This window comes from Deinococcus sp. Arct2-2 (genome assembly GCF_004801315.1).
Classification (GTDB): Bacteria; Deinococcota; Deinococci; order Deinococcales; family Deinococcaceae; genus Deinococcus.
The window spans coordinates 21,696-34,410 of sequence record NZ_SSNW01000063.1 but is presented as its reverse complement, the minus strand read 5'-3'; the positions used below and the strand labels follow the sequence as shown (position 1 = coordinate 34,410).

Annotated in this window: 12 protein-coding genes; 2 read left to right on the top strand and 10 right to left on the bottom strand. The window is 63.0% G+C overall.

What is annotated here, in order from left to right:
* Positions 1-177 precede the first annotated feature (177 nt).
* The 7 genes from E7T06_RS19945 to E7T06_RS19915 all read right to left on the bottom strand — a co-directional run bounded on the left by E7T06_RS19945 (position 178) and on the right by E7T06_RS19915 (position 6,582).
* Positions 178-684, bottom strand: a complete 507-nt coding sequence (locus E7T06_RS19945; protein WP_136367512.1) for a CarD family transcriptional regulator — start codon at positions 682-684, stop codon at positions 178-180.
* A gap of 335 nt (positions 685-1,019) precedes the next feature.
* Positions 1,020-1,763 (bottom strand): ABC transporter permease, encoded by a 744-nt coding sequence (locus E7T06_RS19940; RefSeq protein WP_240741194.1) that lies wholly within the window; start codon positions 1,761-1,763, stop codon positions 1,020-1,022.
* Positions 1,760-2,719, bottom strand: a complete 960-nt coding sequence (locus tag E7T06_RS19935) for an ABC transporter ATP-binding protein (protein ID WP_136367511.1) — start codon at positions 2,717-2,719, stop codon at positions 1,760-1,762. Before E7T06_RS19935 ends, E7T06_RS19940 begins: the two co-directional genes overlap by 4 nt.
* A 51-nt stretch (positions 2,720-2,770) precedes the next feature.
* Positions 2,771-3,916, bottom strand: coding sequence for an ABC transporter permease (locus E7T06_RS19930; protein ID WP_240741193.1), 1,146 nt, complete (start codon positions 3,914-3,916; stop codon positions 2,771-2,773).
* A gap of 133 nt (positions 3,917-4,049) precedes the next feature.
* Complete coding sequence (locus tag E7T06_RS19925) at positions 4,050-4,952, bottom strand: glycine betaine ABC transporter substrate-binding protein (protein ID WP_136367510.1); 903 nt, start codon at positions 4,950-4,952, stop codon at positions 4,050-4,052.
* A 271-nt stretch (positions 4,953-5,223) separates the two neighbouring features.
* Positions 5,224-5,604, bottom strand: a complete 381-nt coding sequence (locus tag E7T06_RS19920; protein WP_136367509.1) for an HU family DNA-binding protein — start codon at positions 5,602-5,604, stop codon at positions 5,224-5,226.
* Positions 5,605-5,832: 228 nt separating this feature from the next.
* Positions 5,833-6,582, bottom strand: coding sequence for a HesA/MoeB/ThiF family protein (locus tag E7T06_RS19915; protein WP_136367508.1), 750 nt, complete (start codon positions 6,580-6,582; stop codon positions 5,833-5,835).
* 319 nt (positions 6,583-6,901) lie between these two features.
* On the opposite strand from E7T06_RS19915, the gene E7T06_RS19910 reads away from it, so the two are divergent.
* A complete protein-coding gene (locus E7T06_RS19910; RefSeq protein ID WP_136367507.1) occupies positions 6,902-8,596 on the top strand; it encodes a dynamin family protein in 1,695 nt (564 codons plus the stop codon).
* 57 nt (positions 8,597-8,653) lie between these two features.
* On the opposite strand, the gene E7T06_RS19905 is transcribed toward E7T06_RS19910, so the two are convergent.
* Together E7T06_RS19905 and E7T06_RS19900 are read right to left on the bottom strand one after the other, a co-directional pair.
* Positions 8,654-9,271, bottom strand: a complete 618-nt coding sequence (locus tag E7T06_RS19905) for a GNAT family N-acetyltransferase (protein WP_346763223.1) — start codon at positions 9,269-9,271, stop codon at positions 8,654-8,656.
* 11 nt (positions 9,272-9,282) lie between these two features.
* Positions 9,283-9,714, bottom strand: a complete 432-nt coding sequence (locus tag E7T06_RS19900; RefSeq protein WP_136367506.1) for a ketosteroid isomerase-related protein — start codon at positions 9,712-9,714, stop codon at positions 9,283-9,285.
* A gap of 283 nt (positions 9,715-9,997) precedes the next feature.
* Between E7T06_RS19900 and E7T06_RS19895 the strand changes: the two genes are divergently transcribed.
* Complete coding sequence (locus E7T06_RS19895) at positions 9,998-11,590, top strand: hypothetical protein (RefSeq protein ID WP_136367505.1); 1,593 nt, start codon at positions 9,998-10,000, stop codon at positions 11,588-11,590.
* Between the two features lie 364 nt (positions 11,591-11,954).
* Here E7T06_RS19895 and E7T06_RS19890 read toward each other — a convergent pair whose 3' ends face one another.
* Positions 11,955-12,662: a hypothetical protein gene (locus E7T06_RS19890; RefSeq protein WP_136367504.1), complete on the bottom strand. Its 708-nt coding sequence runs from the start codon at positions 12,660-12,662 to the stop codon at positions 11,955-11,957.
* Between the last annotated feature and the right edge of the window lie 53 nt (positions 12,663-12,715).

Genomic DNA, 12,715 nt, shown 5'->3' with positions numbered 1-12,715 from the left:
AACAAGGTAACTGTACCGGAAGGTGCGGTTGGATCACCTCCTTTCTTCGTTCCGTATCCTGCTCTTCACTTCCCTGATGCCCACCCTCAGTCCCCCGCACACGCGGGGGACTTCGCTTTGCCCCCAACAGGCCCGCATGAGAATAGTCTTCTTATGCGGGCTTGCTGTTTTTCTATGTTACTGAGGTGTCTCTTTCCAAGCTAAATCTAAGAAGTTTTGCACGTCGTGGGCGCACTGGTCTTCTAAGCCGTTCACTTCTTGCTCAAGCAGCTTGATGGCTCGCCGGAACGCTTGACGGTCTAGGTCAGGCAAGCCGCGTTCTACATTCCAGCGGCGGAGTTCACCCGTTAACGTCGCCAACTCGTAAGGGTCACCACTGACCAAAATCTCGGTGACGCGGCGGTGGCGTGCGGCCCACTGGCGCGGCAAATTCAGGTCATTGACGCTGAAGCTGAGATGTTTGAGTAAGGCGGGCATATCGCAGGCGGTCAGGGCGGCCCTCATGCCCGTTTCGTCGGGTGAAGACACCGGAACATAGGCGCGGCTGGACGTATTTGGAAAATCTACCTGATAGTAGGCGTGAGACTGCCCCGCCACCGGGCGCTGGCAAGTGCCGCTCACGACACCTATACCGTAGGGGGGAAGAACGACGCGGTCACCAGTCTGAAAGGCGTGTTGCTTCAAGGTGTTCACCTCTGTGCGGCCTGCTGTGGAGGGGGTGCGGCGCGGGAACGGTGGTGCGCCACTCGCTTCTAAGGAAGGCGTCGGGTCTGTGTGCCGTATCCATCTCTCCCCACTGTTCTTCCCTGCGGTCTGGCCAAAAGCAGCGGCCCAGCAAGACGCCGGGCCGTGGAGTTCAGTCTGAAGGAGAGGGAGCCGTGAGGTCAAGGCAAACAGATGCAGTTTGGCGTCCGGTTCTCTGGACGATCTTCAGCGTCTGCCAAGGCTGCATGATTCTCACCTTATACCCAAACTGTGAGAGAAGGAACAGAAAGGGGAGGAGATCAGCAGCTCGCTTCCTATGTTCTGGGGGCGAACAAGCCCAGCACTGCGTCTAGGCTGAGGGCCAGCAGCGCCGAGAGTACCGCGCCCACCAGCACCAGCGCCGTATTCTGCTGAGACAGGCCGTTGATGATCGGCTCGCCCAGTCCGCCCGCGCCCAGTGCCGCTCCTACGGTAGCCGTGCCGACGTTATAGACTGTGCTGGTTCGCACACCCGCCAGCAGCACAGGCAGCGCCAGCGGCAATTCAACCCGCAGTAAGCGTTGGCGGCCCGTCATGCCCATACCGCGTGCGGCGTCTAGGGCGCTGGTATCTACGGACTGAAGCCCCGCGATTCCGTTGCTGACCACCGGAACCAATCCATAGACGATCAGGCCCAGCAGAGTTGGTTTCCAACCGAAGCCCAACGCAGGGACGGCCAGCGCCAAGATCGCGAAGGTGGGCACGGTTTGACCCAACCCCACCAGCGTTTCGGCCAACTGTCGTAGCGCCACCCGTCCGGGCCGGGTCACCGCCACCGCCAGCGGCACGCCGAGGCCCAGCACCACGCCAGTTGCCAGCGCCACCAAGCCCAGATGGGTCAGCGTGAGCCGCCACAGGGGAGGGTCGAAAGCAGTCAATTCGCCCAGATTAAGGGGGGCCAGCAAGCGCGGCAACACGCCCGGAATGAGGCACAGCAGCAGCAGCGAGGGCCACAGCAACACGCCCCAAGGCCAGCGCCGCCTCCCCGTCCGTGCCGCCGTGAGGCTGGAAGAGGTCACGTCACTTCATCCCGAATGGAGATGGGCGGCTGCATAGGTATGGTCTGCAAATCGCTCCAGCGCAGAATGCCGATGGACTCTCCCGCTTGGGTCACAGCCAACGCATCTGCACCTTCGCGCAGCATGATGCCCAGTGCGCTGCGGGCGTCCAGTTGGGCATCTACGGTGGGCAGGCCAGCCGGGTCGCCGGGGTGGGCAAAGTCGGCGGCGCGGCGGCCTGCCAGTTGGCGCAGCGCCGCGTCTTCGCCCAAAAATTGCCGCACGAAGTCGGAGGCGGGGCGGTGGATCAGGTCGTCGGGCGTGCCGAATTGGGCCAGTTCTCCGGCATTCATCAGGGCAATCCGGTCAGCCAACCTCAGCGCCTCGTCTATGTCGTGCGTCACCATAATCACGGTCTTTTTCAGGCGTCGCTGAATGTCGCGGAAGGCGTCTTGCAGCTTGTCGCGGGCCAGCGGATCAAGTGCGCCGAAGGGTTCGTCCATCAGCAGCACGGGCGGATCGGCGGCGAGGGCGCGGGCCACGCCTACCCGCTGCGCCTGACCTCCCGACAGCTCGGCGGGCTTTTTGAAGCGGTATTCGGCGGGGCTTAGGCCCACCAGATCAAGCAGTTCATCCACACGGCGCTCTGTGTCGCGGGCGGGGCGGCCCAACAGGTCAGGCACCGTCGCCACGTTTTGGGCCACGTTCAGATGGGGAAACAGCCCGATTTGCTGAATCACGTAGCCGATGCCGCGCCGCAGGGTTTCCGGCTTCAGCGTATGCGTGTCTTGCCCGCGCAGCAGCACCCGCCCGCCCGTCGGTTCGATCAGGCGGTTAATCATGCGTAAGGTGGTGGTTTTGCCGCAGCCAGACGGCCCCAACAGCGCCGTCAGTTCGCCCTCGGCAAACACCAGATTCAGGTCGCGCACGGCGAAGCTGTCGCCGTAGCGTTTTTCTAGGCCTTGCAACTCGATCATAAGAGACTCTGGTTCTTCATAGAAACTCCAAATGATGAGGATACACACCCATCAGCCCACGCGCCCGAACCGGCGGCCCAGCCAGACTTCCAGCCCGCGCAGGGCCGCGTCTACGCCAATGGCCAGCAGCGCAGCGGGCACGGCTCCCAGCAAAATCAGGTCGGCGGCGGCACTTTGCAGGCCCTTAAAAATATAGGTGCCCAGCCCGCCCGCGCCGATCAGGGCGGCCACCGACGCCACGCCCACCAGCAGCACGGCGGCCTGACGAATCCCCGTGAGCCATACAGGAAGTGCCAGCGGCACCTGCACGCGCCAAAAAATCTGGCGGCCCGTCATGCCCATGCCGCGTGCGGCGTCCACTGCGCCTGCTGGCACGCCCCGCAGCGCCACCACGCCGTTTCTGAGGATCGGCAGCAGGGCATACAGCGTCATGGCGGTCAGTGCCGGAGCCACCCCGATGCCCGAGATACCCGCCGCACGCAACGCCGGAAACGCGTTGGAAAGGGCCGAAAGTGGCGCGATCAGTAGGCCCAACAGTGCCAAACTGGGTAGCGTTTGAATGGCGTTGGCGAGGCCCAGCACGGCCACCGCCACGCGCTCTCGCCCCGCTGCCCACACCGCCAACGGCACGCCGATCAGGGTAGACAGGCCCAGCGCCGTGCCTACCAGCCGCAGATGTTGCGCGAGTTCCTGCACCCAGCGCGGGCCTTCGTTGCGGGCTTCTACCAGCACCGACCAGCCCGACAGGTGGCCCGCCCAGACCAGCGCCAACACAGCGGGCACCCACGCCCAAGCCAGCAGCTTTTGTCTGCCCACCAACAGCAGGCCCGCACCATAAACGGCGATCAGTGCGCCCAGTCCACTCAGCCACACGCCCGCCGCTGCACTGGCCCGCGCAAACTCGGCCTGACCCACAAGGGCGCAACGGGTTTGCAGGCCCACTACCCAGAACACGGCCACCACCGCCAGTCCTGCCGCCAACCACGTTAGGCGCGGCAAAAAGCGGGCGGCCAACAGGGGCAGCAGCGCCAGCACCAACATCAGGGCCAGCAGTGCGGGAGGCAACCGCAGGTACTCGCCGGGGGCAAGGCGGTTGGGGCGCAGCAGCACCCAAGGCAGCGCCGCGCCCGCCAGTAGGGGCAGCGCGGCGAGAACCAATACTTGCGGCACATCGCCTCTGACCGCATTTTTAGTCACCGACAGCAGTGGGGCGGAGGGCCGATTGCCCCCCGCCCCTGTTGGAGTCGGCTTGCTCACGCGGCGGCCTGAAGGCGGGGCTGATCCCAGATCGGGAAGAACCCACGCCACCTGCCGCCGCCGCTGTCCATGCTTACTTGATCAGGCCTTTGCTCTTGAGGTACGTCTGGGCCACATTCTGTGCAGTGCGGCCTTCCAGCGCCACCTGTGCGTTCAGCCCCTGCAGCGTGGCCTGCGTCAGCGTGGCGAAGGTCTTGTTCAGCAGCGCCTCTATTTGCGGGTTGGCCTTCAGGGTCGCCGTGCGAATAATCGGCGCGGGCTGGTACACGGCCTGTGCGCCTTTGGGGTCTTTGAGGGCCACCAGTTTCAGGGCCGACAGGCTGCCGTCGGTGCCGTAAGCCATTGCCGCGTTTACGCCGTTGGTGCCGCTGGCTGCGGCTTGCTGTGTCTGAGGCGGCGTCGCGCCTGCCAGCGTCAGTTTTTGGTCAGCCTTCAGCTTAAAGCCGTAGACTTCCTCGAAGGCGGGCATGGTATCGGGGCGATTGAAGAATTCGGGGCTGCCCGCGATCTTGAATTTGCCGCCGCCGTTCAGGTATTTGGCGAGATCGGTGACGCTGGCAAGCTTCTGGGCCGACGCGAAGGCCTGCGGCACGGCAATGACCCACGTGTTGTTCACGTTGGCGGGTTTCAACCACGAAATCCCGTTTTTGACATCCAATTGGCGGGCAAAGCCGTAGATCACGCCGGGGCTGCCCGCCTGCTTGGGCGTAATTTTGGCTGCAGGAAACAGATACACAGCATTCCCGGTGTATTCGGGATACACATCGATTTCTCCGGCCAAAATCGCCTTGCGGTTCACTCCGGTGTCGCCCAAGTTGGTCTTGTCGGTCACGTCCAGTCCAGCGTTTTTGAGGGTCAACACGATTATCTGGCCCAAAATCTGTGCTTCGGGGTCAAGCTTGCTGCCCACCACGATGGGCTTGGCGGCGGCGGTACTGACTAACAAACTCAAGGAAACAATTAGCAACGTCTTCATGGGTGGGCCTCCGGTTTAGGTCACCGTACTGGGCAGCACAGGGCAGGGCGTGTAGGGCGTATGACAAAAGGGTCGCGCCGGTAAGCTAGATGAAGCCCGCATAAAGGCCGAGGCGACCCAGCTGGTCAGGCAAAACTCTTGTCGCTCTAAAGTATATAACTTTTGTCAACTACTTTGATAAACACACCGAGCTATGTGAAGATCGAAGTGGAACAAGAAAAATCACCCTCAAGCCTCTGAGGGTGACTGAATAACAGGAAAAGAGTGAAGGTTAGAGCGTGCCCTTGAGGGTGCTGGCTACCTTGAACCGAACCTTTTTGCCCGCAGGAATGGTGATTTTGTCGCTGGTACCGGGGCGCACGCCCTGACGCTCGGCGGTGGCGGCCACGCTGAGGGTGCCGAGGCCGGGGAGGCCCACGCTTTTGCCGTCTTTGAGGGCAGAAACCACCAAATCCAGCATGGTGGACACGGCTTCGGCGGCTTGCTTCTTGCTCAGCGTGGTGGCGTCGGCCACCAGATCGATGATCTGGGTCTTGGCGACTTTGGTGGCGGCGGCAGGTGCAGGTGCCGTTTTAGGGGCCTTGCTTCCCGCTTTTGGAGCCGTCTTGCTGGCAGCAGGTTTCTTGGCGGCAGGTTTGGTGTTTTTGGTCATGGGTGGGCCTCCGGGGGATGAATTGTGAGCAGCTGCTCAGCTCAAATGGACAGTAACACACGTTTGAGCTTAAGCAAACCCGGAAAGGTGCGCTGGCGGGGGTGTTTTCCCTTATTTACCTGCTGTTCCCTTAGCGACAAAAGCAGGCCGAATGTGAAAAATCCCCTTAAAACTGGACAAAAGCGATGAGTATAAAATGAGTAGACTCTTAAAGTCGACTTACCCCCATCACAGAGGGTTGGGGCGCAGTTTGAGCACCCGGACTTCTGCACACAGGGCGTCAAATGTCCAAATTCTGCCCCACAGTGGTTGCCCCACGCCGCCCAAGACCTTCAACGCCTCCAGTGCCATCATGCCGCCCACGATGTTGGGTAGTGGCCCCAGCACCCCGGCTTCGGCGCAGGACTCGGCCCCTTCTGGCACGGGAAACACGTCGCGCAGGCCAAGCACGGACTTACTTCCCGCCGGATCTGGCCCAAACACGCTGACCAGCCCAGTCGTCCCGCTGGCGGCCCCCCACACCGAAGTTTTCTGCGCTCGCGCACAGGCGTCGGCTAGGGCGTAACGGGCTTCAAAGTTGTCGGTAGCGTCTACAACCAAGTCCACATCTGCTATCAGGGCGTCGGCGTTCTGCTCGGTCAGCATGGGCGCGGTCTGCACCTGCACAAACGGGTTGATGGCCTGCGCCCGTGCCGCCGCCACCGCTGCTTTGCTGCGCCCCACGTCGGCCAATTCAAAGTGAGTTTGACGGTGCAGGTTGCTTACATCTACGGTGTCGGCGTCGGCCACCACCAAGCGCCCCACGCCCGCGCCCGCCAGTTGCAGCACCACCGGGCCGCCCAATCCGCCTGCACCCACCACCAATACTGAGGCCGCCCGCAGCCGTTCCTGTGCGCCTGCTACTTGCCATTCGGGCACCAGCAGGGGCCGGGAATAGCGGCGCAGTTCGGCGCGGGAGAGGGGAGGGAAGGGGAGCATGGTAGGAGTTTAGCGGGAAGGTGAACCCCCCGTTGCTGTCGCAACGCCCCCCCTTAGAGGGGAGGACAAGAGCTGTTGCGCTCCCCTTAAGGGGGGCTGGCTGCACAGCAGACTGGGGGTTTCCACGCGGCTTTAATCTGATTTGGAAGGTGAACCCCCCCCGTTGCTGTCGCAACGCCCCCCCTTAAGGGGAGGACCCAAGCATTTGCGCTCCCCTTAAGGGGGGCTGGCTGCAAAGCAGACTGGGGGGTTTCCACGCGGCCCCAATTCCCAACCTCCCATCAGCCTTGCCCACTGCCTCCCGGCGTACCCTAGAGGCATGCTGGTTTCCGACCGGGTTCAAGACATCCTCACGCGAGAGCGCACGCTTTTGGCCGACCTTCAGGCGTTCCTAGAGACGCAGGGCGCACCGCCTGAAGCCGTGGACTACGCCCGCACCGCCACCCGCTCACTCGACGAAGTGTTTTTGCTGGTGGTGGTGGGCGAGTTCAATGCGGGCAAAAGCAGTTTCGTGAATGCCCTGCTGGGCGCGTCCGTGCTGCCCGAAGGCGTGACGCCCACCACCGACCGGATTTACGTGCTGGTACACGGCGAAAAACCCGGCGCGATGGAGCCGACCCGTGATCCGTTCGTCAGTCGCCTGACCTATCCGTTGCCCAGTTTGGAAGGCGTGGCTTTGGTAGATACCCCCGGCACCAACGCGATTATTCGGCAGCACCAGGCGCTCACGGAAGGGTTTTTGCCACGTGCCGACCTCGTGCTGTTTCTGACCAGTGCAGACCGCCCCTTTACCGAGTCCGAGCGCCAATTTCTGAGCCTCGCTGCCCGCTGGGGCCGCAGCGTGATCATGGTGGTCAACAAATCGGATTTGCTGGAAACGCAAGACCAGAAAGCGCAGGTGCGCGAGTTTGTGGAAGCGGGCGCACGCGGTGTGCTGGGCCTTACGCCGCCCGTGCTGCTGATTTCTGCGCGGGGCGAGCAGCGCGGCGGCGATCCGGGCTTTCATGCCCTGCGCGAAGTCCTCAAGATGCGGCTCTCGGACACCGAACGCACCCGCCTGAAACTGGCTTCTCCGCTGGGTACCGCCGCCGAAATCCTGAGCGGCGAAGAAGCCCGCGCCCACGCCGCCCGCCAAACCTTGGGGGAAGACGTGGCGATTTTGCGCGACCTAGAGGGCCAGCGCGAACGCCACCGCGAAACAATGTTGGGCGAACTGGACGGCCAACTGAACCGCATGGGCCGCCTGCTCAGTGAATTTGAGGTGCGGGCCGACAAGTTCATCGATGCCAAGCTGACCTTTCGCAATCTGCGCGGCCTGATCAACAGCCGTGACCTAGAAGACTCGTTCCGGCGCGAGGCGGTGGCCGACCTGCCCGATGCCATAGATAGGCAATTCGGCAGCATGATCGACCGGTTCGTGGAGGCCAATTTGCACTTTTGGGAAGACGTGCAGGCCTTCCTGATTCGCCGCCAGCCGAGTAGCGAAGTGGCCCGCACCCGCTTCAGCTACGACCGAGTCGCGCTGTTGGAAGGCATCGGTGGAAGCGCCCGAGACCACCTAGAGGCCACCACCGAACACGAACTGGGCCGCCAGCTCTCGCGTGACGCCGAAGACGCTCTGAAGGGTGCGGTGGGCGGCCTCGCCGGGGGCATCGGCATCGGCGCGGGCATCGGCGCACTGATCGGGGCTAGCGCCCTCGACTTTACGGGCGGCATTCTGGCGGGCCTCACGCTGGGCAGCCTCGGCCTGTTCGTATTGCCCAACAAGCGCGTGCAAGCCCAGCGCGGCCTGCGCCAAAAAATCGCCACCTTGCGGGCTGCCCTAGAACAGATCGTGCGCCGGGAATTCGAGCGTGAGCAAGAACGCGCCGACGCGAGACTCCGCGACGCCATCAGCCCCTACACCCGCTTTACCGAGCAGGAGCAGGCACGGTTGGCGGGCGCGGAAGTCCGGGGAGCGCAACTCCGCGCCACACTCGACGGGCTGCAAACGGAAGTGAAGGCGCTGGGGTAGGAATGTGGTGGGTAGATCGTGGAGTGTGGATCGTGGAAAAAGAGGGTTGACCACGATCTACGATCCACGCTCCCCACTCTTCACCCAAAATCGCATGTCCTTCGCCGTCTCCTGCCCCTGCCCCACATCCCGCCACGTCATCCGAGTGTGGAGATCGGGCCGTTCGGTGTAGCCGCGTGCCGTCCAGAATGCGTTCAGTGGGCGGTAATAGGCAGGGCGGGCCAGATGCGATTCCTCGCGCTGCACGGCACAAAAGGCCGTCACGCTGAGGCCAAGAGTGCGGGCATGGGCTTCTCGCACCTCAAAAAACTGATGGCCGATGCCGCGCCCCCGAAATTCGGGCAGCAGCACGCTTTCGCCCAGATACAGCACGTCCGAGCGGTCAAATTCAGGCGGGCCAAAGGGAGCCTGAACCTCCGCCGTTTCTTGCAGGAGCGGCAGGGCCGTGCTGGCCCCCACCACGCGCCCGCCTGCTGCCCGTGCCAACGCCACCACCGCACCCGGCGCATTCAGGTAGGTTCGCAGGTAGTTCTCTTCGTAGTCGGCGTCGCCCTCGTACAAGTACGGGAAGGCCCGAAACACCTGTTGCCGCAGCCGTGCAAGTTCGGGCAGCGCGGCGCGGAGTTCCTCGCCAGTCGCGGGAAGAACGGTGATGGGCATAGACACAGGCTTCATAGGGACAACCTTCAGCCGCCCACCTGCCGCGTCCAGTCGGCCAGATTGTAATAGTTGGTCACACGGGCGATTTGGGGGCCATGCCCAGCGTCCCGAACCTCAAAAAACGCCCCTACGGGCAGCACGTAGCGTTGCCCAGCAGCTTCCGGCAAGCCCGCATCGGTCTTCAAGTATTCCCCGTGAATGATGAATTCGGCGGCGGCGCGGGTGCCGTCTGCGCTCGCCATCACCACCACGTCGGCGGCCTGCTCGCGGTAATGGGCGTCCATTTTGGCAAGGAAGGCCCGGAAGGTGTCGCGGCCAAGCTGCGTCTCGCCCTCGTTGATGTCGTGGCGCACGTCCTCGCTGAGCAGGGCCAGCATGCCCGGTGCGTCGGCGGCATTAAAGGCGGCGTAGTACTGCTGCACCAAGGTCAGGGCCGTCGCTTGCGGGCTGGAAGTCATGCGCCCACAATAAAGCGTGGATGCGTGAGAGGCGAGGTTTCTCGGGCCGTGAAGAAAGACGGACGCCTGAATTCGGTCTGTCTTCATGTACTTCATGTGAACCTGAGCTTAGATCTGTTCTAGAGGTCATGAACCAAAACTCTTAACAGACTTCCCCTGACTTACTTATTGACCTTGCTTCTGCACTTGACATGGCCTTTCTTCTGCTACTTTAAGAAGACATTAATCTGCATGACCGCGTCTCCGCCTCAACCGGGGCCGCTTGTAACGGAGGAACCCCCGCATGAAATCAATGCGTTACATCATTACCCGGCCCTGTTTGCAAGAAGGCAGCCTGCGCCTTGCCAAATACATCGAAGGCCATTTTCCTCAGAGCGGCCCGGCCCAGTTCGTTGATGACCGGGGCCAAGAACACGCCGTGCAAGTAGACCGGGAGCGGGGGCGCGTGTGGGGGCTGGGCGGCCTGTACCACGCGCAGCATTTGGGCGTCAACGACGTGCTGATGCTCACCGCGCTCGCGCCGTCGCGTTATCAGGTGGAATCCATCGTGAAGCCGCACGCCGTACAACCGCCGCCGCGCACGCTGCCCAAAACCCCCGAATCGCGCCGGGTGGTCGTGTCCTCTACGCCGCATGTCCGGGAAGTGCGGATGGAGCGAATCGACGCCGAAGCAGACGCGGCCAAGCTGGAGAAGGTCAAGCAGGAAACCGGCAAGGCGGAGCAGGCCCGCACGGAAAGCTCTGAACCTAGAACTGAAGTGAAGGCGGCAGCACAGGCCGAGTCTCGGGCAGACGTGCGGCCAGAAGTGAGAGACCCCGCCCCGGTGCAGCTTCCGGCCACCGAACGCCTGACGGCCCAATTGGTCACGGCGCAGGCTGGACAGGCCCAAATCGGACAAGCGCAGGCGGCTCAAGTTGCCCAAGCTCAAGCTGCACACGCCCAAGCCAGCAACACGGTCAGAATCACGCCCAGCCGCAGCGGTCTGAACGGCGCGCTGATCGGTAGTAATGGCAGCGGGAACAACGGGTACACGAACGGAAACGGCTCTGTTGGTGGAAACGGAGTGGGTGCAAACGGATATGTCAACGGGAACGGTGTGCAGAGTGTCACCGAATCCAATACGAGGCAGATCAAAGCGGCTCCGGCTCCAGCGGTGCAGCAGCACGCGCCGTCCACTTTGCCGCCTATGCCCACTACCCCAGAAGGCATGGTTACGGAACTCGCCCGCCTCACTGGATACCGCCTCGATCATCCGGGCGGCGGCCTGCTGCGCCTCACGGCAGACTTGGGGCCGCAGCACAGCTACACGGTACTCATCGCGCCTACGCTGGCGGCTCTGGCCCAGCCCACTTGGAAGGAGGCAGCGGGCGTGCCTGACCTGCACCGCGCCCTGCTCACCACCGAACAGGAGCGCCCCGCCGCTGGCATTCCCCGCCTGACCGAAGAAGCGTTGGCGGCCCTGACCGAACACGCCCGCCTTGCGCCCATCAGCGCCATAGACCTGCGGGGCTACTGGCGTGCGGGCAATCTGGACTTGGAAAGTGCCGCCAGCATCGCGGAACTCGTCAGCGCCCACCTCGCCCAGCGCGGCGCTTTTACCTTCGTGCTGCTCACGCTGTCTCAGCAGCCCGCGCACAGCATCGTCAGTGTGCAGAGGCTCGCGGAACGCCTCGGCAGCGGCGTGAATACCGCCGAACTGACCAGCATTCTGGACACGCTGACCCGCGCTCCCTTCTTGGCGCTGTCTCCGTTGCCCGGTGGTCAATATCTGCTGCGCGTAGGCATCAGTGACTTGCTGGGAGACCTGACCGACTACGCGCAGGGCGTGCGCCGCCGCGTGCGTGCACCCGCGCAGATCGACATCATCACGGCCTGAGCGAGAGGGTTTCTGCGGCTCGTTGTTGCGGGCCAAGACAGCAGACTGTTAGTGGTGAGTAGGAAGTGGTCAGTGGGAAGGTCAACAGAAAAAACAAAGATGGAAGAGACGCAGCTTGATGGGCGTCCCTTCCATCTTTTTCCACGTTTTACGATCCACGATCCCTATGATACGGGATTAAAAAGAGTTGCGTACATGTGTTTTGCCCTCTCTACCTGCGGGACTCGCAGAGCTGCGAAGCAGAGAGGGGCGCTGTGAAACAGCGGGGTGAGGGGGCCACAAGCGGCGAACCCGCCCTAGGTCAAGGAATTATTTTAGTTTCGGATGACGCCCCGACTAGAACACGCTGCTCAAGGCCAACGCCCTACCGCACCGTCACGTAAGCCAGCGTCCACAGCGCGTCTCGGCGGGTGGGCAGGGTGCAGCTTTGACCGGGTGGGCAGCCTATGAATGGGTTGGGAACGTCTACCGTGCCCGTGACCAAGCTTCCGGTGATGGTCAGCGAGTTGCCCGCCTTGCTGATCAGCGTGAGTTCGTTCAGCGGTTGTTGGGTACTCAGGGTCAGCGGCACGGTGGGCACTCCGCTTTGGCGCGGGCCAGTGCTGACGCTGATGGGGCCAGCATAGATTTTCGCGCCGGGTGTAGTGCGGGCCGTGATCTCGTTCAAGGCGCTGCGCCAGCCTGCGCCGCCCGGATTCCCAGTGCCTGCGCCGCCGTAAATGGTGGCTACCCGCGCCCCTGGATTCCAGCCGATGCGCTGGCCCGCCAGTTGCACTAAGGGGGCCAGAGGCGTCATCAATGCGCCGCCCACACGAGTCAAGATGATGGGTTGGCCCGCAGCAGTGAGGGTCATGCCCCGCGTGGTGCAGGTCAGCGCCAACAGGTCGCAGGCTTCGGCGGGCGGCACCAGCACGCGCCCGTTTTGCAGGGTAGGCAGCGCGGTCAGGGCGTTGACCCAAGCCAAGTTTTCAAAGCGCACGACAACGGGAGCGTTGGTCAGGGGGAGCGGCGTGGCGTGCGCGGCCCCCCAGAGTGCAAGGGCAAGAACAGCAAAACAGCGGCGTGCAGTCATAGGGGACACCTCAGAAGAGCAGGAGGAAAAATCGTGTGGCACCGTTTCCGAGT